Genomic DNA, 24,774 nt, shown 5'->3' with positions numbered 1-24,774 from the left:
GAGTCACCCATGAGCGTTGAAGCCTCTGGCTATGAAACGATTCTGTATGAGGTCAAGGATCGCATTGCGACCATTACCCTCAACCGACCCGATCAGCTCAATACCTGGAACGACGCGGTCGCTACCGACGTCTACGACGCGATGCAAAAGGCCGGGGCGGATAAAGGCGTGCGGGTCATCGTGTTCACCGGCGCGGGCAAGGCCTTCTGTGCCGGCGGCGACATCAACAGCTTTGGCGGCGACCCGAACCGCTTGATGACCAAGCTGCCGCGCCCGTTCGACATGCGCCAGCGTCCGGATTGGCAGACGCGCTGTTCCTACTACCCGGCGATTCCGAAGCCGGTGATTGCGATGCTCAATGGCGCTACGGTCGGGATCGGGCTGATTCACGCGCTGTTCTGCGACATCCGGTTTGTGGCTGAAGACGCCACCATCACCACCGCCTTCGCGCGTCGCGGGCTGACGGCTGAATACGGCATGGCGTGGATTCTTGAGCGTCACGTCGGCCATGCCCATGCCCTCGACCTGTTGTTGTCGGGCCGCAAGATCAAAGGGCGTGAGGCCGAGCGCATGGGGATGGTCAACCGGGCGATCCCGGCAGATCGATTGGTCGAAGAGACCTACGCCTATGCCCGGGATCTGGCTGAGAACTGTTCTCCTCGTTCAATGCGAGTGATGAAGCAGCAACTCTGGGAAGTGCCATTCCAGACCTGTCATGAAGCGGTGATGAGCGCCGGGCTGGATATGCCGATTGCCAATCAGGGCCCTGACTACAAGGAAGGCATCGCCAGTTTCATGGAAAAACGCAAACCCGAATTCCCGGACGACCTGTAAACGCCCCCGTGGGCTACAGGCCAGACGAAAGCTATCGATAGCGTTGCGGGAACTGCTCCCGGCGCTCAAATAATGACAAGAGGACGCAGACATGAGTGCAATGCTGGAAGGTAAGGTAGTAGTCGTCAGTGGCGCCGGCAATGGCATCGGTCGTGCCATCGCCCTGGAAATGGCGGCTGAAGGCGCCCGTGTGGTGGTGAATGACCTCGGTTCTTCCGTACACGGCGAGGGCCAGGATGCCGGGCCTGCGCAGAAAGTGGTCGACGAGATCAAGGCGCTGGGGGGCGATGCCGTGGCCAATACCGACAGCGTTGCGGGATGGGATTCCGCGCACCGTATCGTGCAGACCGCCATGGACACCTTTGGGCGTATTGATGTGGTGGTTAACAATGCGGGCATTCTGCGTGACCGGATGTTCCACAAGATGGACGAGCAAGAATGGCTGGCGGTGCTTAACGTCCATCTCAACGGCTCGTTTTTTCTGGCGCGTGCTGCCGCACCGCACTTTCGCCAGCAAAACGGCGGCTCTTACATTCACATGACCTCCAACACCGGCCTGGTGGGTAACGTCGGCCAGGTCAATTATGCCGCCGCCAAGCTGGGTATCGTGGGTATGTCCAAGGCGATAGCGCTGGACATGGCGGCCTTTGGCGTACGTTCCAACTGCATCTCGCCGGCCGCATGGAGCCGCATGATCGGTGCGGTCCCCACCGACACTCCGGAGAAAAAGCTGCAAGCCGAACGCATGGAAAAAATGATGCACCCCTCCAAGCAGGCGCCCTTGGCGGTGTTCCTGGCGAGTGATGCGGCCAAGGATGTTTCGGGTCAGATTTTCTATGTGCGCTCCAACGAAATCATGCTGGTCAGCCAGCCACGGGTGGTTCGTTCAGTCCACCGCGACGCTGGCTGGACCGCGCAATCGGTCGCCGAACACGCTATTCCGGCGTTGCGCGCGAGTTTCCTGCCGTTGCAACAGACCCATGAAGTCTACAGCTGGGACCCGATCTGAACTGTCGGTCAACCCATCACTGCGCCTGGAAACCCTGAGGACCCGAACATGCTGAACTACGACAAAGTCAAACACTGGCCCATAGAAGACGTCACACAGACCTGGACTGAGCGCGACAGCATCCTCTACGCACTGGGTCTGGGCGTGGGTGGCGATCCTATGGATGCCAACCAGTTGCGGTTCACCTACGAAAAAGATCTGCAAGCTGTGCCGACGCTGGCGGCAGCGATTGCCTGGCCAAAATCGTGGATGCGCAATCCCGAGACCGGTATCGACTACCTCAAACTGGTTCACGGTGAGCAAGACACCCGCTTGTTCAAACCAATGCCAGCCAGTGGCACGGTGACCAGCCGCACCCGGGTCAGCCGGATCTGCGACAAGGGCGTGGGTAAGGGCGCGATTGTAGAGTTGCTGCGCGACATCATCGATACCGCCAGTGGCGAACGGATTGCCGAAACCCGACAAATCTCGTTTTTACGTGGCGACGGTGGCTTCAGCGAAGTTTCAGGCGTGACCGACGCCCCCCCCGCGGGGTTACCAGGAGTGCCTGAGCGCGCACCGGATGCGGAGTTCGAATTGACCTCTCCGGCCCAGGCGGCCTTGATCTATCGCTTGTCGGGGGATTCCAATCCGCTGCACGCGGACCCGGAGATAGCGGCCAAAGCCGGTTTCAGCAAACCGATCCTGCACGGTCTGGCGACTTACGGCATGGCGGCGTTCGCGGCGATCAGTTGTCTGGCGGCGGGCGATGCCCGTCGACTCAAGCGTGTCGCCGCGCGGTTTACCGCACCGGTCTATCCCGGCGAGACCCTGCGCTTTCAGTTCTGGAAAGGTGATAACGGTCGATGGCACTTGCTCGCGCGGATCGATGCGCGCGATGTAATCGTGCTGAATAACGGCCTGATCATACTGAGTTGAGATAAGCCTATGAACCTAAGTGAAAGCTCGGAAGACCAAGCCTTCCGCCAGCAGGTGCGTGAATTCGTTGCTACCCAACTTCCAACTGACATTCGCGACCGGGTGCTCAACTTCAAGCACCCGGTGCGCGACGACTACGTTCGTTGGCAGCGTATTCTCGCGGCCCAGGGCTGGGGCGCGCCAGCGTGGCCGCAGTCCTTCGGTGGTGCCGGCTGGAACTCAGCCCAGCGCAATATATTCGACGAAGAATGTTTCTGTGCCGGCGCGCCCAGACAAATGCCGTTCGGGCTATCGATGGTCGCGCCGGTGCTGCAGAAGTTTGGCACTACGGCTCAGCAAGAGCGCTTTCTGCCGCGCATTCTCAGCATGGAGGACTGGTGGTGTCAGGGCTATTCGGAGCCCGGAGCCGGTTCGGACCTGTCGTCACTGAGCTGCCGGGCCGAACGCGAGGGTGACTTTTATCGCGTCACCGGGCAAAAAATCTGGACCTCGTTTGCCCAATGGGCCAATTGGATTTTTTGTCTGGTGCGTACCGATGCGTCGGGACGCCAGCAGGAAGGTATTTCGTTTCTATTGATCGAAATGAACACCCCCGGCATCCAGGTGCGCCCGATCAAAACCCTGGATGGCGGCCATGACGTCAACGAAGTGTTCTTCGATAACGTCAAGGTCCCGGTCGAGAATCTGGTGGGCGAAGAACACCGAGGCTGGAACATCGCCAAGTATTTGCTGGGGCATGAACGCACCAATATTGCCGGGTTGGGTAACTGCAAGCGCTTCATGCGGCGCCTGAAGGAAATTGCCGCCAGCGTCAGCAAACACGGAAAACCACTGATCGAAGATGTGCGCTTTCGCGACAAAGTAGTACGTATCGAAATGGAGTTGCTGGCCCATGAGTGGTCTTTACTGCGGCTGATCGACCAGGAACAGAAGCAGCAAAGCAAAGGCATCGAAGCTTCATTGCTGAAGGTGCGCGGATCTGAAATCCAGCAGACCCTGACCGAGCTCATCATGGAATGTGCCGGCCCTTACGCCGTGCCGTTCACCAGCGAGGCGATGGAGGCCGATGCGCAGGTCGACACGGCCAATGGCGAGTTGCTCAACGCCTTGGCGGCGCACTACCTCGATTGGCGCAAGATTTCGATCTATGGCGGCTCCAACGAGGTGCAGAAGAACATTATCGCCAAGTTGACGCTTGGTCTCTGACTGTCGACGGATCGGTCCATTCGCTTGAACGACGCCCGGATGACGAGCGTGCGGGTGGGTTGGCCATGAGGGTACTGCCATGGATTTTTCGCTGAACGAAGAACAAAGAATGCTGACCGACCTGGTCAACCGCTTCATTGAGCGCGAGTACGCATTTGAAAACCGCCGCACGCTGGCGCAGACCGCACAGGGTTGGTCGACGCAAAACTGGGCCGCGCTGGCCGACACCGGGTTGTTGGCGTTGAACGTTGCCGAGGTTTATGGCGGGCTGGCGGCCGGTCCGGCAGAAACCATGATGGTCATGGAGGCGTTTGGCCGGGGTTTGTTGCTTGAGCCGTACCTGCCCACCGCCGTGGTCGGTGCAGCGCTGATCGGTAAATCGGCCACTGACGCACTCAAAAGCGATTTGCTCGGCGAATTGGCGGCCGGCTCGTTGCGCGTAGCGCTGGCGGCACTGGAGCCACAGGCTCGTTTCGATTTGAGTGATGTGTTGACCGACGCCAAGCGTTCGCATAATGGATATGTGCTTAACGGGCAAAAAGCCGTGGTGGCCCATGGTGATTCGGCCGACTGGCTGATCGTTTCTGCGCGCACTTCTGGCCAGCAGCGCGACCGGCAGGGTATCAGTCTGTTCCTGGTCCCCGCCACAGCCGCTGGTGTTGAAACCAGGGGCTTTTCCGGGCTCGATGGTCAACGTGTCGCCGAGATCAGACTGAACGATGTTCATGTCAACGCTGAAGCCTTGATGGGCCGGGTTGATCTGGGGTTCGACGACCTGGATTGGGCGGTTGATCGGGGGCTCTTTGCCCTGTGTGCCGAGGCCGTGGGCTGCATGGCCAGACTCACCGAGCTGACCGTCGACTACCTGCAGACCCGCAAGCAGTTTGGCAAGGCGATTGGCAGCTTTCAGTCACTTCAGCACCGACTTGCCGACATGCTGGGCTATGTCGAACAGTCCCGCTCAATCACCCTGTATGCGGCGTCCTGCCTCGACGGGCCGGCCGTAGAACGGTGCAAGGCGGTGTCGGCTGCCAAAGCCTTGATCGGGCGGGCAGGGCGCCTCATCGGGCAACAGGCGGTGCAATTGCACGGCGGGATGGGCATGACCGATGAACTGGCGGTGGGTTGGTATTTCAAGCGACTGACCTGCATCGACATGACCTGGGGAGACGCTGATCACCATGTCGAACGCTACAGTGAACTGCTGTGATATGACGACCTTCAATGAGCAAACACCGGCCTGGTTTGACCAGGCTATCGGGTGTCCCGCACGCTCTCATTTCGCTACGAGCGAGGGCGTCGCGGTGCATTACCTGGCCTGGAACGAGGAGGAGCGGCACAAACCGGCGTTGCTGTTCGCCCATGGCTACCGTGGACATGCGCACTGGTGGGACTTTATCGCGCCGTTTTTTCGCGAAAACTATCGGGTGTTTGCCCTGGACTTCAGCGGCATGGGCGACAGCGCCTGGCGGACACAGTACAGCGCTGAAGTGTTCGTCGAAGACTTACGAGCGGTGATCGAACACGCCGATATGGGCACCGCTACCCTGGTGGGCCACAGCTACGGCGGTACCCGTGTACTTCGGGCGTGTTCGGTCTGCCCCGAGTTGATTCATCGCGCCGTGGTGGTCGACAGCTATGTCGCGTTTATCGACACCGACACGCCACCTGTGCAGCGTCAATACGGCGGCAATGTCTATCCGGATGCCGCCACCGCAATGCAGCGCTTTCGTTTGATGCCTGAGCAGCCGGCCCATCAATGGGCGCGTGAATACATCGCACGGCATTCGTTGCGTGAGACCGAACAAGGATGGACCTGGAAGTTCGATCCCGACCTGCCGTTCGCGCTATTTGAACGCGACGGTGAGTCTGTCTTGCAACAGATCAAGGTGCCCCTGGATTTCGTCTGTGGTGAGCTTAGCCAGGTAGTCAGTAGCGCCCGTGCGGAACGTATTGGCGCAGTCCTGGCGAGACTGCCCAATGCCAGAGGACCGGTAGTCATGCCGCAGGGGCATCACCATTTGATGCTGGATCAGCCATTGGGCTTGATCATTACTTTAAGGGCGTTGTTGTCCTGAGGGGAATCCCGGCGCTGGATATCGCTGGGCAGTCGAATACTCGCTCGCAGCAATGGCTGCGAGCGAGCACAGATGAGCCCAGATGCCAGCCGACGCCTCAACGCAGTGAGGCAAAGCTCACGGAGGGTGTCACGCACTGAAGGGGATTCATCTTGCAATTATTGATTGCCGCCTGAGGATTCGCGATGCGAATTTCATTCACTGCGGCAGCAAACACCATGATCGAAAGTAACAAAACAGACGTGCTTATTATTGTTTTCATGTCTTTACCTGCCTGTTAGCAGTGTCTTGGAAAGTCCAGCACCTGTTCCAACCGCAACCTGCGCTGGTGTCGATAAGGCCTCGAACACACTCATCCTCCCACACTATTCAGTTATTGTGAACGGTGTTTACAAATATAAATCGCATGCCGTAAGTTCCTCACAGGGGAGTGCCGACGTATGGCGCGAGTCTACGTGCTCTCCCCATCCTTGATGCTCACAACAAAAACGAGAGTGATCTATGAGTGCTTCCTCTATCAGCAAACGCTTGGACATGCACGTCGATGTCAGTGCGGTGATTCCCCTGCCAGGCCCGCATCGGGTGGCGATGACGGTGTATTTGCCGGATGTCGACCGCTTGACCCAGCCGCCGGTCGCTATCTTCGCCTCGCCGGGTGGCGGCTACACGCGTCACTATTACGACATGTCATTTGCCGGCCACGCAGGCTACAGCGAAGCTGAATATCACTGCGGGCAGGGGGTGATTTTCATTGCCTACGATCATCTGGGCGTTGGCGACAGCTCCACGGAGCACCTCGGCACCTATACCGTCGAGCACCTGGCAGCGGCGAATGACAGCGCGGTGCGTCAAGTGATCGAGCTATTGCGCAGCGGTACGTTGACCGAGGGCTACGCAGCGTTGCCAATGCTGCGCAAGGTGGGCATCGGTCAATCGATGGGCGGCTGCATCACGCTGATCATGCAAGGGCGGCACGCGACCTTTGATGCGGTGGCGGCGTTGGGCTACAGCGCATTGCATACGGTATTGCCACAGCGTAATCCCGAGGACGTGAAGCGCGGTATCGACGCCCACAACCAAGGACGCGAGGCCGCTCCAGCCGAGCTGTCTGTGCAGCAATCAAGCCTGCAAGTCGTGGATTTCGTCTACCCCTTCCACTGGGAAGACGTTCCTCGGGACATCCTCGAGACTGATATGAGCGGTGGCTACCCCATCCGACTCAAAGCCCCTCCGTTTGGCAGCCTGACCGTTCCGCCCTGCGCCGTGGCGATGATGTCTGAAGGATTTATTCGTGAAGAGGCGAACCTGATCACGGTTCCTGTGCTGATGGCCATGGGGGAGCGGGATGTCAGCCAGAATCCGCAGCTGGAACCCAGCGCGTTTGCCCAGGCCCGCGACGTTTCGGTGTTTGTCGTGCCCTCGATGGCTCACATGCATAACTTCGCCTCGAGCCGACTCACCCTGTGGGTCAGGATCAACCGCTGGGCCATGATGGTCACCACTGACGTGTGAGCCGGACGTTTTCAGGATTGACAGATAACCTGAACGAAGTTCAGTATACTGAACATCATTCAGGTTATCGGGCAGGTCCGTTATGAAAGTGCTGGTCGCCGTCAAGAGGGTTATCGATTACAACGCCAAACCGCGCGTCAAACCTGATGGTTCGGGTATTGATCTGAGCAACGTAAAAATGTCGATGAACCCTTTCGATGAAATCGCCGTGGAAGAAGCGGTAGCGCTCAAGGAGGCCGGTATCGCCAGCGAAGTGGTGTTGGTCTCCATCGGCACCCAGGCTTGTCAGGACGTGCTGCGGACCGGGTTGGCCCTGGGAGCGGACCGGGCGATTCTGGTGCAAACCGACATTCAGGTGCAGCCGCTGGGCGTAGCCAAGGCGCTGAAAGCGATCTGTGAACGTGAGCAGCCAAGTCTGTTGATTCTTGGCAAGCAGGCCATTGACGATGACGCCTGCCAGACCGGCCAAGCGGTCGCCGCGCTGTTGGGCTGGCCACAAGCGACATTTGCTTCAAACGTTGAGCTGTCGGCAGACACTGTTGTGGTTACCCGCGAGGTGGATGGCGGTTTGGAGATCCGGGCATTGTCCCTGCCTGCGGTCATCACCACCGACCTGCGCCTCAACACCCCGCGTTATGCCTCATTGCCCAACATCATGAAAGCCAAGAAAAAAACCCTGGAAACCCTCAGTGCGACAGAGCTTTCAGTCGATCTTGCACCCCGTCTCAAAACAGTCAGCGTGCGTGAACCGATGGCGCGAGCAGGTGGGGTGCTGGTCGCTGATGTGAAGGCGCTGATTGATAAACTTCGTTTGGAAGCAAAGGTGATTTGATATGGCTGTCCTGGTAATTGCGGAACACGACAACCGTTCGCTCAAGAGCGCGACGTTCAATACGGTAGCGGCGGCCTTGCAGATGGGCAGCGACGTGCACGTGCTGGTCGCCGGACACCAATGTTCAGATGCAGCCAAAGAGGCTGCGAGCATCGCCGGTGTGAGTCACGTGTTGCAGGCCGATGGTATCGAGCACGCCTATGCACAGGCGGAAAACCTGGCGGCTCAGGTACTTGAGCGGGCGCGTGGCTACAGTCACATCGTCACGGCGGCCAGTGCGGTAGGCAAAAGCTTTATGCCGCGTGTCGCGGCTCTGCTCGACAGCTCCCAGGTGTCCGATGTGATTGCGGTCGTGGCGAGCGACACCTTCGTTCAACCGATTTATGCCGGCAACGCCCTGGCCACTGTCCAGACCTGCGACCCCATCACCGTGGTGACCATTCGCACCACGGGTTTTGATCCCGCCGTGACGGGTGGGCAGGCCGTTATCGAAGCGATTCCGGTGGTGGCGGACTTTGCGTTGTCACGCTTTATCAGCCAGCAACTGACCCGCTCGGATCGCCCGGAACTGACGGCTGCTTCCATTGTGGTTTCCGGTGGTCGCGGCATGGGTAGCGCGGACAACTTCAAACTCCTGGAAACCCTGGCCGACAACTTGGGGGGCGCGGTCGGTGCCTCGCGCGCGGCCGTGGACGCCGGTTTCATGCCCAACGACTATCAGGTTGGGCAGACCGGCAAGATCGTGGCCCCTGAACTCTATATTGCCGTGGGTATTTCAGGCGCCATTCAGCATCTGGCGGGCATGAAGGATTCCAAGGTCATCGTTGCGATCAACAAAGACCCTGACGCACCTATTTTTCAGGTCGCGGATTACGGGCTGGTGGCGGACTTGTTTGAGGCGGTACCCGAAATGGCCGAAGCACTCGGCTAGTTTCAACCGCCAGTGCCGGGAAAGCTGCCATGGTGTGTTGCCAAACGCCGAGGGTATAGCGGACTCTTGGCTCATAACTATAAAAGGCAGGAAACGGATGCTCATGTTGGGGGAGCTATTTTGAAAACGCTTGCAGAACTGCTGGAGCGCAACGCTCGTCTGTTTCCAGAGCAGGAAGCCGTGGTGTATCAGGATCGTCGCATCACCTATGGCCAGTTGCTGGAGCGCGGTTTGCGCCTGGCTTCGAGCCTGCATCGCATGGGCATGCGGCATCAGGATCGCGTGGCGGTCCTGGCGATGAACTGTAACGAGTATTTTGATGTGTTTGCCGCCTGCCAGATGACCGGGTTTATTTGTGCCACGGTCAACTTTCGACTGGCGGCCCCGGAGTTGCAGTACATCCTGAGCGACAGCGCACCGTCGGTGTTGATCTTTGAAGCGCAGTACGCTGAATTGGTTGATGCGTTGCGCCCCGGTTTGCCTGCCATCGAGCACTATTTGTGCATCGGCGAATGCCCGGCCTGGGCACAACCTTACGAGCTAAGCCTGGCCACGGGTGATCCGGCGGGGCCAGGGCTGCGCGCGCTGCCGGAGGATATCGTCCATCTGATATACACCAGCGGCACCACCGGCCGGCCCAAAGGTGCGGCACGCTCGCAACAGGGCGACCTTGCGCTGGCTCAGAACCAGTCCGCAACCATGGATATTCGCACCAACGGCCGTATGCTGGTGATGATGCCCATGTTTCACGCCGGTGGTATCTCAATGATGCTGTCGGAGTTCTGGCACGCCGGCTGCGTGGTCTTGCATCGCAAGTTCGAGCCTGAGGAAGTACTGCGTACCATCGAGCGCGAGCGTATCGAAACCGTCCATATGGCGCCCACCATCGTGCAGCAGGTTCTCGACTTGCCGAACATCGGTGATTTCGATCTGTCGAGTCTGGAAACCATCCTTTACGCCGCAGCCCCCATGCCGGTGGCTGTTCTCAAGCGTGGCGTCGAGCTGCTCGGACAAATATTCGTCAACTCCTGGGGCATGACCGAGACCAGCGGGACCGTGTTGCCGCGCCATCTGCACAAGCTCGAAGGCAGTGCCGAAGAGGTGCGTCGCCTGGGCTCGATCGGCCAGGCCATGACCTATTGCGACATTCGGGTGGTCGATGAGCAGGATCAGGACTGCCCCTGCGGTACGCCGGGTGAAATTTGGGTCCGTTCGCCTGCCAATATGGCGTATTACTGGAACAACAGCGTAGCCACCATCGAAACGTTGCGTGACGGTTGGCTGCGCACCGGCGATATGGCCTGGATAGATGAGGCTGGCTTCCTGTTCCTGGTCGACCGCAAGAAAGACATGATTATTTCCGGTGGCGAGAATATCTACTGCCAGGAGGTTGAGCAGGCCCTCATGCATCATCCTGGCGTGGTCGACGTCGCGGTCATTGGTATCGCCCATGAGAAATGGGGCGAGGCGGTGAAGGCGGTGGCTGTACGCAACCCCGGCATGTCTGTCACCGAAGCCGAACTGATCGAGTTCTGTACCACGCGTATCGCCCGCTACAAGAAGCCTGCGAGTGTCGACTGGGTAGAAGAGCTGCCGAGGCTGCCGAGTGGAAAGGTGAATAAGATGGTTCTGCGCGAGCGCTATCGCACGGCTTCCAGCTAAGCGTACCAAGCCAGGCGATTGCACCAATGATTAGCTAACGAAGTACATTGACACCCATTTGCTTGCCGTTTATATTTTTGAACATCGTTCATAAAAAATTCCATTTACACAGTTCCATGTGGTTCAAATAGATAGTCCTGTACCGAAAACAATAAAAGGCAGTGCGCTGCCAGATACCGGAGGATTTCTGATGACTGTTCATGAAGAGGCTCCTCAGCCGATTCGAGAAGACTTCGTCCCGCGTGACGGGTACATCTCTCCCAAGTTCCTGCAACTTGAAAACGAGCGCATGTGGCCGAAAGTCTGGCAAGTCGCCTGCCGGCTTGAGGAAATCCCGAACGTCGGCGATTACGTGACCTTTGATGTGGTCGGTGACTCAATCATCATCACTCGCTTGACCGGCGACAAAATCAAGGCCTACTACAACGTGTGCCAGCACCGGGGTCGGCGTTTGACCACGGGCTGCGGCCATGTCACCAAGTTCCACTGCAACTACCACGGCTGGCAATGGAACCTGGACGGCAGCGTGCTGCGCATTCTTGACGAGAGCGATTGGGCCGGCTGCCCCAGCATGAGCAAGGAAGACCTTGCGCTCAAGGAAGTGCTGGTCGACACCTGGGGCGGCTTCGTGTTCATCAATATGGACCCGCAAGCCGAGCCGTTGGCCCAGTACCTGGCGCCGGTGCCGGAAATTACCGATTGCTACGAATTCGAGAAAATGCGCTACCGCTGGTACAAGTCGGTGAAGCTGCCGTGCAACTGGAAAGTTGCCCAGGAAGCGTTCAGCGAGGGCTACCACGTGGCGGCCACTCACCCGCAGATCCTTGATACCCAGGGTGACGACGTGACCCGCAGCTTCGCCTTCGGCAAGCACGGCATGTTCGGCTATTCGACGGCGGTGCGCATGCCAGGCACACCGTCTTCGCGTACGGGCAAGCCGATTCCAGAAGACATTCGCCCGGGCATGGTCAAGTTTTACCAACTGATGGAAGATCAGTTGAAGGCCATCTTCACTGACCGTGACAACGAAGCCACCAAGCGCCTGATGACGGAGCTTGAGCCGACTCAGGATCAGTTCCTGGTGCTTTCCAAAGCCATGGAGTTTCAGCGCGAAGCGGCCATTGCCGATGGCGCCGGTTGGCCGGACATTTCCTTCGAGCAAATGGGGCGTGCCGGCACGGATTGGCACGTATTTCCGAACCTGGTGTTCCTGCTGTACCCGGATGGCGCATTGTTCTACCGCTCCCGCCCGGACGGCGATAACCCGGACTCGTGCATCTTTGATATCTGGTCGCTCAAACGTTATGCGCCAGGCAAGGAGCCAAAACTCAACCGTGAGTTTTATCACGGTGTGGATGACTGGAAAGTCGACACGGCGGAAAACTTTGGCGTGATCCTCAGCCAGGACTTCATGAACATGGGGCAAGTGCAGCAGGGCATGAAGTCCCGTGGTTTTGCCGGTGCGCGAACCAACCCGCTGCAGGAAACAGCGATCTCCAACTTCCATCGCGAGCTGTCCGAGTACATCAATGGCAAGGGGACCACTCGATGAGCGATTGGCAGGAGAGTTATGACCTGGTGATCATCGGCAGTGGCGGCGGTTCGATGTGCGCTGCGCTCATGGCGCAGCAACTGGGCAAAAAAGCCCTGATCATCGAGAAGCAAGACAAGGTCGGCGGTTCGACCGGGTATTCTGGCGGCGTGTGGTGGGTACCCAACAATGCCGTGATGAAACGGCATGGCGTACAGGACTCCTATGAACGCGCTCGGCAATACATGGACAGCACTGTCACCTATGACGGTCCGTCGACATCGCCGATCCGTCGTGAGGCGTTCCTCAAGACCGGTCCGATCATGGTCGATTTTCTCGAGCGCAAAGGCATGGCGTTCGAGTACGCGGATGGTTGGTCAGACTATTACGACGAGCTTCCCGGCGGCGAACCTCGCGGTCGCTCGTTAATTGCCAAGCTATTCAATATCAATGAACTGGGAGCATGGACCCAGAAGCTTTCGCGCTATCGCGGAGCCGGTATTCCAGCCACTACCAACGAATACCCGACGTTGTTTCTGATGAAGCGCACCTGGGCCGGTAAGCGCATGGCGATGAAACTGGGCCTGCGCATCCTCAAGCAGAAGTTGCTGAAACAGGAGTTGCTGGGCGGTGGCGCAGCGATTCAAGGGCGCATGTTACAAATCGCCTTGCGGAACGAATTGCCGATCTGGACCGAAACCCCGGTCACTGATCTTGTCGTCGAAGACGGTCGTGTGGTCGGGGTGCTGGCGCAGCGCGAGGGCAAACCCGTTCGCATTCAAGCGCGTGAGGGTGTGCTGATCAATGTGGGTGGCTTCTCGCGTAATGAAGCCATGCGCAAGCAGTATCAGCCACAGCCGTCGTCGGCCGATTGGACCAACGCCAACCTGGGCGATACCGGCGAGATTATTCAGGCCGCGATGAAGCTGGGGGCCGCCGTGGATTGCATGGACGAATCCTGGTGGGTCGTGACGTCCCTGGGCCCGAACGAAAGTTTCCCGGAAGGCGCGCTGACGCCGGAAGGCAAGCCATTGCCCTTCATGCATCACCTGGATTTGTCGCTGCCGTACTCGATCATGGTCGATCAGGACGGCCAGCGTTTCTGTGACGAAGCCGGTGCCTATATGGAAATCGGCCAGCGCATGTACAAACGTCAGGCCGAGACCGGCAAGGCGGTGCCTGCGTGGGTCCTCATGGACAGTCGTCAGCGCAAGTTCTACCCCTGGGGCACCGCCATGCCTGGGCAGATTCCCCAGCAGTGGCTGGACAGCGGCTACATGATCAAGGCCGACAGCCTCGACGAACTGGCGCGCAAATGCAGTATTGATCGCAAGGGTTTGGCTGCGACGGTGACGCGCTTTAACGGTTTCTGTCAAAGCGGAGTCGATGAGGATTTCGGCCGCGGTTCCCGCGCTTTCGACCGCTGCCACGGCGACCCGACTGTCAAGCCGAATCCAAACATGGGCAGCATTGAAGAAGGGCCGTTTTACGCCGTGCGTATGTACCCGGGCGACGTGGGCACCGCCGGTGGTTTGGTCACTGATGAATATGCCCGTGTCCTCAAAGAGGACGGCAGCCCCCTCGAAGGACTCTATGCCACCGGTAACTCGACGGCAGGTGTCACCGGGCGGTGCTATCCAGGTGCGGGCACCAGCATTGCGGCCTCGTTCATTTTCGCCTACATCGCCGCGCAGCACTCGGCCGGTGTGGAAAAGATCTGGTAACCCCTCGAATCCATTCGTGACGGTTTTAACGGAGATTCACCTCATGGCAGGCACACTTCCAGACAGCGGCACGCTGGTCGACATCTACCAACGCATGACCCGTATCAAACAGAATGATGAGCGCTTTCGTGCGGTGATCAAGTCCGGCAAGTTAGTCATGCCGTACTACTCGCCCCGTGGACAGGAAGTCATTCCGTCGGCGGTGTCGGCGAACCTGACCGACGACGATTACATCTGCACGATCTACCGTGGCGTACATGACATGATCGCCAAGGGCATCCCGCTCAAAGACCTGTGGGCGGAGTTCGGTGGCCGTGCCACCGGTACTTGCAAAGGCAAGGGCGGCCCGATGCACGTGACACACCCGGCCACAGGCGTGATGGTCACCACGGGTATCGTCGGCAGCTCCATGCCGATTGCCAACGGCCTGGCCCTGGCGGCGCAGATTCGCGGCGAGAAACGCGTGGCGATTGCCTACTTCGGTGATGGCGCCAGCAACATCGGCGCGTTCCACGAATCGTTGAACCTGGCGTCGGTCTGGAAACTGCCGGTGGTGTTCGTGTGCCAAAACAACGGCTATGGCGAGCACACTAAATACGCCTACAGCACCTCGGTGGCGAACATTTCGATGCGGGCTGCCGGGTATGGCATGCCCGGCATCACGGTCGACGGCAATGACCCGATTGCCATGTACAACACGGCTAAAGACGCTATTGAGCGCGCTCGCAAGGGTGGCGGACCCACGCTGATCGAGGCCAAGACCTTCCGTTTTCATGGCCACGTGTTCGGCGATGTCGATGCGTACATGGACAAGGGTGAAAAGGACGCCTGGATCGCCAAAGACCCGGTGCCGCTGTTTCGCACCTGGTTGATCGCGACCGGCAACGCCAGCGAAGACCAACTGGCCGCCCTTGAAGCCAGCATCGAACGCGATATCGATGAGGCCGTCGAATTCACACTTTCCAGCCCATATCCGGATCTCGCCGAACTTGATCGCGATATCTACAAGGATCAGGTGAGCGCATGAACCAGAAAGTAGAGACCAAGCTCAATACGATCCAGGCCGTCAACCTGGCCCTGGATGACGCCATGGCCGCGGACGAGAATGTGATTATTCTCGGCGAAGACGTCGGCGATAAAGAGGAGGGCGGCATTGTGGGCGTCACCCGTGGTTTGTCGACCAAATATGGCGACTCCCGTGTGCGCTCTACGCCTATTTCCGAGCAGGCGATCATTGGTGCGGCGATTGGCGCGGCGATTGTCGGCATGCGGCCGGTGGCCGAAATCATGCTGATGAACTTCACCACCGTGGCCATGGACATGATCGTCAACCATGCGGCCAAACTGCGCTTCATGTCCGGTGGCCAGACCCATGTCCCGATGGTTATTCGAACCATGACCGGTGCCGGCTTTGGTACGGGCGGCCAACACGCTGATTATCTGGAAGCCTGGTTCGCTCATACCGCCGGGATCAAGGTAGTGGCTCCTTCCAGCCCTGCGGATGCGTACGGGCTGATGCTCTCGGCCATCGAGGACGATGATCCCGTGCTGTTCATTGAAAACATGCCGACGTACTGGACGCCCGGCGAGGCCCCTGAGCGCGGCAAAAAAATCCCGCTGGGCAAGGCCAATATTCTTCGCGAAGGCAAGGACGTGACGCTGATCACTTACAGCCGTCGGGTACTCGAAGCCAGTGCCGTGGTTCAGAAACTGGCCGGGGAAGGCATTTCGGTCGAGCTGATTGATTTGCGCACCATCGCGCCGATGGACACCGACACCATTCTGGCTTCGGTGGCCAAGACTGGCCGCGCGGTGATCGTCCATGAGGCGGTAAAACCTTTCGGAGTCGGTGCCGAGATTGCCTCGCGCATCTACGAATCACTGTTTGCTCAACTCAAGGCGCCCGTGCAACGGGTGGGCTCGCATTTCTCGCCCGTGCCATTTTCCAAACCGCTCGAAGACGCCTATGTCCCGGGTCTGGACCAAATCGAAGCGGCGATTCGCGCCACGCTGAAGTGATCAACCGAAGGAATACATTGCGATGACGACACAAGTACTTATGCCCAAGCTGGGTTTCTCGATGAATGAAGGGACCATCAGTGAGTGGCTGATTGACGACGGTGCAACGGTCACTGAAGGGCAAGCGCTGTACGCACTTGAAAGCGACAAGTCAGTTCAGGAAATCGAGGCGCCGGCCAGCGGCACGCTGAAGATCCTGGCCCAGGTAGGCGAAGTCTACGAAGTCGGCGCCGTGCTGGCGGAGATCGTTTAAGCCGTTATCGGCACGCAAGGGGGAGTCTGATGAGCGCTGAAACAGTGGTAGATGTCCCGAAGCCCGCAGCCTTTGGCAGTGATTTACCGCTTTGGCCCCAGGTTGACTTCAGCGAGTTTGGTGAAGTCGAGAGCAAGCCGCTGTCGCGGGTGCAAAAGCTGACCGCGCAATACATGTCGCGTAACTGGGTGATGATTCCGCACGTGACCCACAACGACGAGGCAGACATCACGGGTCTGGAGTTGCAACGCAAGGCGCGTAATGCGGCCGGCGAAGCGACCAAACTGACCTTGCTACCCTACCTGATCAAGGCCGTTGTCGGCGCACTCAAGGCGTTTCCACAGTTCAATGCATCACTGGACGGCAGCGGTAAAAACCTGGTGCTGAAAAAGTATTTTCACATCGGCGTGGCGGTCGATACGCGCTTCGGATTATTGGTCCCGGTGCTGCGTGACTGCGACAAGAAAAGCCTCGCGCAGATTGCGGCCGAGCTGCAGAGCATCTCCACCCAGGCACGGGACAAGGGCCTGAGCATGGCGCAAATGTCGGGTGGCTGTTTCACCATCAGTTCACTGGGAAGCTTCGGGGGCACCTCATTCACCCCGATTGTCAACGCGCCGGAAGTCGCCATCCTGGGCGTGACTCGCGCCGGTGATAAGCCTCGACGCGGCGCCAATGACGCCATCGATTGGCGGTTTACGTTGCCGCTTTCGTTGAGCTATGACCATCGAGTCATCAATGGCGCCGACGCCGCTCGCTTTACGGCAAAACTGGCTGATTTACTCGCTGACGTCGCTGCACTGGAGTCCTGAACACGGCGTGTTATCAATACCTGAACCGACCGGAAAACCCTCGTCTAAAAGAGACCGTTTTCCGTCGGGGCCTTTCGAACCGTTCAACAACATAATAAAGACGGGATTTCGATGAAAACACTGGGTGAGATGATCGAGCGGAATGCTCGGTACTTTCCTGATAAAGAAGCCTTCGTTTCGGCTTCCCGCAGGATCACTAACCACCAGCTCGCCGAGCGTGCCAAGCGCCTATCGAGTCATCTGTATAACCAGGGCCTGCGGCGACAGGACCGGGTTGCCATTCTGTCGATGAACAATCTTGAGTACTTTGAAACGTATCGTGCTTGCGAATGGGCGGGCTTCATTGCCGCGACGGTGAACTTTCGCCTGGCGCCACGGGAAATTCTCTACATCCTGCAGGATGCCTCACCCAAGGCGCTGGTGTTTGAAGCCCAATACGCCGAGGTGGTGGGAGAACTGAGGCGGGACTTGCCTGGCATCGAGCATTTTATTTGTATTGGCGATGGGCCTGCCTGGGCGCAGTCCTTTGAGCGTGCGATGGACCAAGGTTTGGTGCAAGGCCCGCCCATGCGCTCCAACCCCGACGATTACGCCTATTTGATGTACACCAGCGGAACGACTGGTCGACCCAAAGGTGTGGTCCGCACTCATCATGCAATGTGCGTCACGGCCGACAGCTGTGCCTTGATGACCGAATTCAAAGGTTCAACGCGGGTGCTGCAAACCACGCCGGCGTTCCATATCGGCGGTGTCGGATTCGTCAATGCGGCTGCATGGCTAGGCGGGACCACCATCGTCCACCAAGGGTTTGATCCGCGCGCCGTGGTGCTGGCCGTCCAGGAGGAGGGCGTGACCTTCACCTTCATGGTCGCGGCGATGTTGCAAGCGTTGCTGGATCTACCGGGTGTAGCGGATTTCAACCTGCGCTCGCTTGAACATGTGGTCACGGCCGCCGCCCCGATTCCTGTGCCGCTGCTCAAACGGGCGATGGACCTTCTGGGGCCAATCTTCTCTATCCAGTACGGCATGACTGAAAGTAATGCCTGTGTCATGCAACGCCATGAAGTGGTCGCCGAGGGCACGCCGGAACAACTTCACCGACTGGAGTCGGTCGGCCATGCGTGCCCGGGTATCGAGCTGAGAATCGTCGATGAGCACAGTCAAGATTGCCCTGTGGGCACGCCCGGCGAAGTGCTGTTGCGCTCCGACACACAACTGAGCGGCTACTGGAACAATTCGGTCGCGACTGTCGAGGCCTTGCGCAACGGCTGGTATCACACCGGCGACATGGGCTACCAGGACGCGCAAGGCTATGTGTTCCTGGTTGATCGCAAGAAAGACATGATCATTTCGGGGGGCGAAAATATTTACAGCCGCGAAGTTGAAGTCGCGCTGGAACTGCACCCGCTGGTGGTCGAGTCCGCCGTCATTGGCGTGGCCGATCCGCGTTGGGGTGAGTCGGTAAAAGCCATCGTGGTCTTGAGTCCCGGCGCAGGCCTCGGCGAACAAGAGCTGATCGCACATTGCAAGGCGGTGCTCGCCAGTTACAAGTGCCCAAAAACCGTGGAGTTCATTGATGAGCTGCCGCGCATGGCCACGGGCAAGATCAATAAAGTCGTTCTGCGTGAGCGTCAACGCAGCGTCTAAACGCATTGAGCGGAGAACTACACATGGCTAAGTGGCTGCAATCGAGTGAATGCGTGACCTTTGAAGTGGCTGATCGTGTTGCGCGCATCACGCTCAACCGCCCGGAAAAACGCAACGCCATTAACAACGTGCTGTTACGTGAATTAAAACAGGCGCTGCTTGAAGCGGATGACCTCAAATCGGTCAACGTCATTGTGCTCCAGGGCGCGGGCAAGGACTTCTGCGCGGGTTATGACCTGGTCACCACCTATGGCGACCTTGCTGACGTCAACCCGACGGACTATCGCGGCACGCAGAAAAACTTCGATGACGATTGCTGGTCGATGGAGCGGCAGAACGAAACCATCAACCTGTTCGCCGAGATCCACAAACCGATCATCGCTCGGGTGCATGGCAATTGTCTGGCCGGTGGGACTGACCTGGCGCTGGCCTGTGACATGGTGTTGGCTGCAGACACTGCCAGGATCGGTTTTCCGGCTACCCGGGCCAATGGATCGCCACCGGCGCATATGTGGTTCTACCACCTCGGGCCGCAATGGGCCAAACGCATGCTGCTCAGTGGTGACTCACTGTGGGGGCGTGATGCCGCCAAGCTGGGCCTGGTGCTGGATGCCGTGCCGCCCGAGCAGCTTGACGAGGCGGTCGGTGAGTTGGCACGGCGTTTATCGTTCGTCGACGCCGATCTTCTGTCGGCCAACAAACGCATCGTCAATTTGGCGCTTGAGTTGTCAGGCTCCAAAACCTTGCAACGGCTGGCCGTGGAGAACGACTCCCGGGCCCATCAATGCCAAGGCCCCCGCCGCACCCAGTTCAAGGAAGACATGCAGAACCTGGGCTTGAAAGATGCCCTTAAACGCCGCGACGAACCGTTCGGTGACGGAATGATCAAGCTCTACGCCCGTGGCGAAGAGTGAATTGGAGAGCGCATTAATGGATGTTGAACTGACAGTCAACGGTTCGGTGGCAACGCTTATCCTGAATCGCCCGGACAGCCTGAACGCACTGACGCCACAGATGCTGGAATTGATTATCGAGCACCTGGACCGCGTGGAAAGCGACCCGCAAATCCGCGCCCTGATTTTGACCGGGGCCGGTCGCGCATTCTGCGCGGGTGCTGACGTCAAGGGTTCGGGCTCGGCGCCGGTACGCATGAGCGTCAGCCATGCTCGGCGTTCGTTGGTGCCTTATCAGCAAGTGGCACTGAAACTCTACAACCTGAATAAACCCGTGGTCGCGGCGGTTCGTGGCGCGACGGTGGGCATCGCCTGGTCGTTCGCGATGTGCGCCGATCAACTGGTTGCCTCCGAAACCACCAAGTTCATTCCGGCGTTTCTGGCCCGGGCGACTGTGCCGGAGGGCGGCATGCTGCACCTGTTGGCACGCCATTGCGGTGAGTTTCGGGCCAAGGAAATCATGTACCTGAACCGCACACTCAGCGGTCGTGAGGCCTTTGACATCGGTCTGGCAAGCAAGGTGGTGACGGACGATCAATTGATGGTGACCGCACAAGCACTTGCCCAGGAACTGGCCGAAGCGCCGACCTTTTCCATCGGATTGACCAAGCAACTGTTTCGCGCAACGTCCGGCAATTTCGAGGCGTACCTGGCGCTTGAATTGAATGCGGTGGCGTTGGCGGTCAACTCCGCCGATGCCTCAGAAGGTCGTCAGGCCTTTCGCGACAAACGCAAACCCGAATTCCAGGGGCAGTAGGCCCGACGTCCTCGACGTTTCACCTGACAGAGGTCAGACCATGCATTTCGAATTCAGCCCCGAAGATGAAGCATTTCGCCAGGAAGTCCGGCAGTTCTTCAAGGAAAACGTAAACCCCGAGGTCGCGCGCTACAGTTTTGAGGGCTGCCACCCGCCACCCCGTGAGGTGTTGCGTCAGTGGCAAAAAGTCCTGCATGCCCGTGGTTGGGGGGCACCGCACTGGCCTGAGGCGTTTGGCGGTACCGATTGGTCGCCGTTGCGCAAGCACATTTTTCTGGAAGAGCTGGTGAATGCCGACGGCCTGGACTACGGCTGGCAAGGCACGCACATGATGGCGCCGGTGGTGATCGCCTTTGGTAATACCTGGCAGCAAGAGACATTTCTGCCCCCCTTGTTGGCGGGCGACACGTTCTGGTGCCAGGGCTTCTCTGAACCCAATGCCGGTTCCGACCTGGCCAGCCTGCGCACACGTGCCGAGCTGGACGAGGCGGGCACCCATTACATTGTCAATGGCCAGAAGATCTGGACCAGTGACGCGAAGATTGCGGATTGGGGGTTTTTCCTGGTACGCACCGACACGACCGTCAAGCCTCAGCGCGGTATTTCGTTTCTGTTGATCGATATGAAAAGCCCAGGCATTACCGTGCGGCCAATCATCTCCATCGATGGTGGTGACGGGCTCGCCGAGGTGTTTCTGGAGAATGTGCGGGTACCTAAGGAGCACTTGGTCGGCGAGCCGGGGATGGGCTGGACCTATGCCAAATACCTGCTGGAAAAAGAACGCACATCCAGTGCCTTCATCTACTTCAACAAGCGTGAATTGGAGAAGGCCAAAGCCATCGCCCGTCTCGAAAAAATTGACGGCGTTGCGTTGATTGATACACCGGCCTTCAGTCGCCGGCTTGCGGCGATAGAGGTGGATATTCTCGGGTTGGAGTGGTCGGTGCTGCGCATTCTGAGCAAGGAGACCTTGCGCGACAACATCGATGCGGTGGTCTCGACCCTGAAAGTCCGTGGCTCGGAATTGCAGCAGCAGGTCACCGAGCTGCAGATCGACGCATTGGGGCCTAGGGCCCTGCGATTCTACGACCATGGACCCAATCGCAAAGCCCATGAACCGAGCGCCGCCGACGAGCTCTGGCCAGCCTATGTACCAGGGCGCAGCAATATGTACTTTTTCCAGCGCGCCTCGACCATTTATGGCGGAGCCCGCGAAGTACAGAAAAACATTATCGCCAAGCTGGCCTTCGGCCTCTGAGGACGTACCATGGATTTCAATCTATCTGAAGAGCAGACGATGCTGCGCGATGGCGTAGAGCGTTATATCAAAGATGCTTACGGGTTTGAGGAGCGCCGTCACCATGCTGTGAGCGCCGAAGGTTTCAGCCGCGAACATTGGCAGCAATTTGCCGACCTGGGCTGGCTGGCCTTGAACCTGCCGGAGGACGTGGGCGGCCTGGACTGTTCATTCGCTGAAACCGCTATCGTTCTGGAGTCCTTTGGGCGTGGCATGGTGCTTGAGCCTTATATCAACAGCGCGGTGTTGTGCGCACGGATCATCGACCAATCCGGTAACGACCACCATCGACATGACTTGCTCCCGGCGCTGATCGAAGGGCGTATGTTATTGAGCCTGGCCGACAGTGAAAACGGTTCACGTTTTGCGGTCGGGTGCTGCGCCGAGACGTTTGCGATGAAAACTGCCCAGGGTTATACACTCAGCGGTCTCAAAACCCTGGTTATGGGAGCTGCTTCGGCGGACAAACTGCTGGTGACCGCCAGCCTGGACGACTTCAGCGATCCGGCGGTGTTTGTGGTTGACCGGAATGCGTCGGGCGTCAGCCTCGATAGTTACACGTTGATCGATGGTACTCGGGCAGCCGACGTACGGTTTGACGCTGTTCAGTTACCGGCGTCTGCCTTATTGCTTGCGCCATCGGCCAGCCAGAAGGTGCTGGAGGAGGCTCATGATCGAGGGGCACTGGCGGTGGTCGCACAGATCCTTGGGGTGATGCACGGTGTCATGGACTTGACGGCTGAATACATCAAGACCCGTGTGCAATTCGGCCAGCCCATTGGCAAGTTTCAGGCTCTGCAACATCGAATGTCCGAGATGTTCGTCGAAGCCACGCACACCCGGTCGATACTGTTCCGGGGTATGGCGTACCTGGAGAAACCGCCCCAAGAGCGCAGCAAGGCTATCTCGGCCGCCAAAGCCGCCGCGAGCAAATCCGGTCGGTTCGTCTGTGCCCAGGGGGTGCAGTTGCACGGTGGTATCGGCCTGACCGAGGAGTATCAGGTGGGCCATTACTTCCGCCTGATGACCTTGCTGGAAAAACACTTCGGCGATATCGACTACCATCTGGCCCGCTTTGCCGCCAACAGTTGACCGCTGTCACTCGGGTCTGTCCGCAGACCCGAGAGCCTGCCGATAATAAAAAAGGAAGTCTTGCTCATGAACGTCACCGAAGAACTGCTGGCCAATGTTCGGCTGTTGCTTGATCGCCAAGCCATTTCCGACTGCGTCACCCGCTATTGCCGGGCAGTAGACCGATTTGACCGGGACCTGCTGCGCACGGTTTATCACGAGGACGCCACTGACGATCATGGTGCATTTTGCGGGGGGCGCGAAGCCTTCATAGACTGGGCTTTCACCTACCACAACGAATACCAGATTTCACACCATCACATCATCACTAACCATACGACCGAGATCGAGGGCGATACCGCACACGCCGAAACCTACTGGCTGTTCTTCGGTGAAAATCGCACCAAGCCCGACACGGTCGCGGTGGGGCGCTACGTTGATCGTTTCGAAAAGCGTGACGGTCATTGGGCCATAGCGGCACGGGTGTGCGTCACGGAAAGCATCAACGAACTGACGCCCGCCGAGATACCAGAGGTGTTTCGACAGCTGCAGATGGGTAACGCCACCAGCGCCCGGTCGAAAGACGACGTGTCCTGGATGCGCCCGCTGAACGTACGCCAACCCGTCTGAGTCTGTTCGGCCATCAAGCTTCTGGAGGCAACCATGCGTTCCTATGTCATTTCGCATTATGGCGGAGTCGATGGCTTACGCCTTCGTGAAACCGACGCGGCGCCAGCGCCGGCAACGGGTCAGGTGCTGGTGCGGCTGCGGGCCGCTTCGTTGAATTTTCGTGACCTGATAATCCTCGCCGGGGGATACCAACAGCTGTGCAAACCGGATCTCGTGCCTTGCTCTGATGGCGCGGGAGAAGTGGTCGCGGTAGGTGAGGGGGTGCAACGGGTGTGTGTCGGTGATCATGTTGCCCTGACGTTTCATCCACACTGGATTGCCGGTGAGAGGCCTCTGGGGCGGACTATTCTAGGGCGTGGGGGCTCTGTGGACGGCACCTTGTCTGAATATGCCAGTGTGTCCGAAGAGGAGCTGGTCAAGGTGCCTGCGCATCTATCCTTTGAGGAAGCCGCGACTTTGCCGTGTGCCGCACTCACCGCCTGGTCGGCGCTCTGCGCGCAAGGTGTGCTGCTCCCCGGACAGCGCGTGTTGGTGCAGGGCAGTGGCGGGGTTTCGGTGTTCGCGCTGCAACTGGCCATGCTGTTTGGGGCTGAGGTCGTCGCGTTGTCATCCAGCGCCGAAAGGCTTGAACATTTACGGTTATTGGGCGCCGATCACCTGATCGATTATCGCGTCCATGAGGATTGGCATCGGCAGGTCCTGGACTGCACCGAAGGGGAGGGAGTGGACGTTACGGTGGAAGTCGGTGGTGGCGAAACCATCGAGCGCTCGGTGCAATCGACGCGTATTGGCGGGCGTATCAGTGTCGTCGGGTTGTTATCCGGGAGCCCCGCACTCAGTGAGGGATTCTTCTACCGAGGATTGAGCGTCAATACCATCGGCGTCGGCAGTCGCGAGCAGTTCGAGCAGATGAATCGCGCCATTGCCTTACACCGACTCAAGCCGGTTATCGACCGGGTGTTCAGTTTTGAACAGGTCCCTGAAGCGTTTACCCATCTGAAACAACGCAAGCACGTTGGAAAGGTGGTGATTCGTATCGATTGAGGTACTTGCCCTGGGGCGCGGCTTGAAAGGGACTCGGTGGCGCCAAGCATGGCG

23 protein-coding genes are annotated in these 24,774 nt (G+C 58.7%); all 23 read left to right on the top strand.

Features of this window, described 5'->3' with window-relative positions; all coding sequences use genetic code 11:
- Nucleotides 1-9: 9 nt before the first annotated feature.
- Nucleotides 10-834, top strand: a complete 825-nt coding sequence (locus AD670_RS20000) for an enoyl-CoA hydratase (protein WP_053136258.1) — start codon at nt 10-12, stop codon at nt 832-834.
- Nucleotides 835-925: 91 nt separating this feature from the next.
- On the top strand, nt 926-1,843 hold the full coding sequence (locus AD670_RS19995; RefSeq protein WP_218187634.1) for an SDR family oxidoreductase: 918 nt from the start codon (nt 926-928) through the stop codon (nt 1,841-1,843).
- A 48-nt stretch (nt 1,844-1,891) separates the two neighbouring features.
- Entirely contained in the window at nt 1,892-2,761 is an 870-nt protein-coding gene (locus AD670_RS19990; RefSeq protein WP_053136250.1) for a MaoC/PaaZ C-terminal domain-containing protein, read from the top strand.
- Between the two features lie 9 nt (nt 2,762-2,770).
- The gene (locus AD670_RS19985; protein ID WP_053136248.1) at nt 2,771-3,967 is read left to right on the top strand and encodes an acyl-CoA dehydrogenase family protein; all 1,197 of its coding nucleotides are present in this window, start codon (nt 2,771-2,773) and stop codon (nt 3,965-3,967) included.
- Between the two features lie 79 nt (nt 3,968-4,046).
- Nucleotides 4,047-5,177 carry an acyl-CoA dehydrogenase family protein gene (locus AD670_RS19980; RefSeq protein ID WP_053136245.1) on the top strand — a complete coding sequence of 377 codons (1,131 nt, stop codon included), beginning with the start codon at nt 4,047-4,049 and terminating at the stop codon, nt 5,175-5,177.
- A 1-nt stretch (nt 5,178) separates the two neighbouring features.
- Complete coding sequence (locus tag AD670_RS19975) at nt 5,179-6,045, top strand: alpha/beta fold hydrolase (RefSeq protein WP_156338276.1); 867 nt, start codon at nt 5,179-5,181, stop codon at nt 6,043-6,045.
- A 501-nt stretch (nt 6,046-6,546) separates the two neighbouring features.
- Nucleotides 6,547-7,557 carry an alpha/beta hydrolase gene (locus tag AD670_RS19970; protein ID WP_053136238.1) on the top strand — a complete coding sequence of 337 codons (1,011 nt, stop codon included), beginning with the start codon at nt 6,547-6,549 and terminating at the stop codon, nt 7,555-7,557.
- A gap of 82 nt (nt 7,558-7,639) precedes the next feature.
- Nucleotides 7,640-8,389 (top strand): electron transfer flavoprotein subunit beta/FixA family protein, encoded by a 750-nt coding sequence (locus AD670_RS19965; protein WP_053136235.1) that lies wholly within the window; start codon nt 7,640-7,642, stop codon nt 8,387-8,389.
- A gap of 1 nt (nt 8,390) precedes the next feature.
- Complete coding sequence (locus AD670_RS19960; protein ID WP_053136232.1) at nt 8,391-9,320, top strand: electron transfer flavoprotein subunit alpha/FixB family protein; 930 nt, start codon at nt 8,391-8,393, stop codon at nt 9,318-9,320.
- A gap of 120 nt (nt 9,321-9,440) precedes the next feature.
- Entirely contained in the window at nt 9,441-10,982 is a 1,542-nt protein-coding gene (locus tag AD670_RS19955; RefSeq protein ID WP_053136230.1) for a class I adenylate-forming enzyme family protein, read from the top strand.
- A 190-nt stretch (nt 10,983-11,172) separates the two neighbouring features.
- Entirely contained in the window at nt 11,173-12,534 is a 1,362-nt protein-coding gene (locus tag AD670_RS19950; RefSeq protein ID WP_053136227.1) for an SRPBCC family protein, read from the top strand.
- The gene (locus AD670_RS19945; RefSeq protein ID WP_053136224.1) at nt 12,531-14,237 is read left to right on the top strand and encodes an FAD-binding protein; all 1,707 of its coding nucleotides are present in this window, start codon (nt 12,531-12,533) and stop codon (nt 14,235-14,237) included. The genes AD670_RS19950 and AD670_RS19945 overlap by 4 nt, the downstream gene beginning before the upstream one ends.
- Before the next feature lie 43 nt (nt 14,238-14,280).
- Nucleotides 14,281-15,264, top strand: a complete 984-nt coding sequence (locus AD670_RS19940) for a thiamine pyrophosphate-dependent dehydrogenase E1 component subunit alpha (RefSeq protein ID WP_053136221.1) — start codon at nt 14,281-14,283, stop codon at nt 15,262-15,264.
- On the top strand, nt 15,261-16,256 hold the full coding sequence (locus tag AD670_RS19935) for an alpha-ketoacid dehydrogenase subunit beta (RefSeq protein WP_053136218.1): 996 nt from the start codon (nt 15,261-15,263) through the stop codon (nt 16,254-16,256). The genes AD670_RS19940 and AD670_RS19935 overlap by 4 nt, the downstream gene beginning before the upstream one ends.
- Nucleotides 16,257-16,278: 22 nt before the next feature.
- Complete coding sequence (locus AD670_RS19930) at nt 16,279-16,509, top strand: biotin/lipoyl-containing protein (RefSeq protein ID WP_053136215.1); 231 nt, start codon at nt 16,279-16,281, stop codon at nt 16,507-16,509.
- A 29-nt stretch (nt 16,510-16,538) separates the two neighbouring features.
- Nucleotides 16,539-17,321: a 2-oxo acid dehydrogenase subunit E2 gene (locus tag AD670_RS19925; protein ID WP_053136212.1), complete on the top strand. Its 783-nt coding sequence runs from the start codon at nt 16,539-16,541 to the stop codon at nt 17,319-17,321.
- Nucleotides 17,322-17,432: 111 nt separating this feature from the next.
- Entirely contained in the window at nt 17,433-18,968 is a 1,536-nt protein-coding gene (locus AD670_RS19920) for a class I adenylate-forming enzyme family protein (RefSeq protein WP_053136208.1), read from the top strand.
- A 23-nt stretch (nt 18,969-18,991) separates the two neighbouring features.
- Nucleotides 18,992-19,882 carry a crotonase/enoyl-CoA hydratase family protein gene (locus tag AD670_RS19915; RefSeq protein ID WP_053136206.1) on the top strand — a complete coding sequence of 297 codons (891 nt, stop codon included), beginning with the start codon at nt 18,992-18,994 and terminating at the stop codon, nt 19,880-19,882.
- A gap of 16 nt (nt 19,883-19,898) precedes the next feature.
- Nucleotides 19,899-20,678: an enoyl-CoA hydratase/isomerase family protein gene (locus AD670_RS19910; protein ID WP_053136202.1), complete on the top strand. Its 780-nt coding sequence runs from the start codon at nt 19,899-19,901 to the stop codon at nt 20,676-20,678.
- A gap of 40 nt (nt 20,679-20,718) precedes the next feature.
- Nucleotides 20,719-21,936, top strand: a complete 1,218-nt coding sequence (locus AD670_RS19905; RefSeq protein ID WP_053136199.1) for an acyl-CoA dehydrogenase family protein — start codon at nt 20,719-20,721, stop codon at nt 21,934-21,936.
- A 9-nt stretch (nt 21,937-21,945) separates the two neighbouring features.
- Nucleotides 21,946-23,067: an acyl-CoA dehydrogenase family protein gene (locus tag AD670_RS19900; RefSeq protein WP_053136196.1), complete on the top strand. Its 1,122-nt coding sequence runs from the start codon at nt 21,946-21,948 to the stop codon at nt 23,065-23,067.
- A gap of 66 nt (nt 23,068-23,133) precedes the next feature.
- Nucleotides 23,134-23,676 carry a nuclear transport factor 2 family protein gene (locus AD670_RS19895; RefSeq protein WP_053136193.1) on the top strand — a complete coding sequence of 181 codons (543 nt, stop codon included), beginning with the start codon at nt 23,134-23,136 and terminating at the stop codon, nt 23,674-23,676.
- Nucleotides 23,677-23,709: 33 nt separating this feature from the next.
- Nucleotides 23,710-24,720: an NAD(P)-dependent alcohol dehydrogenase gene (locus tag AD670_RS19890; protein WP_053136190.1), complete on the top strand. Its 1,011-nt coding sequence runs from the start codon at nt 23,710-23,712 to the stop codon at nt 24,718-24,720.
- The last annotated feature ends 54 nt before the right edge of the window (nt 24,721-24,774 follow it).

Source organism: Pseudomonas sp. MIACH (assembly GCF_001269925.1).
In the GTDB taxonomy this organism is placed as follows: Bacteria; Pseudomonadota; Gammaproteobacteria; order Pseudomonadales; family Pseudomonadaceae; genus Aquipseudomonas.
The sequence above is the reverse complement of the archived record's forward strand: the minus strand, read 5'-3'. Positions and strand labels throughout refer to the sequence as shown.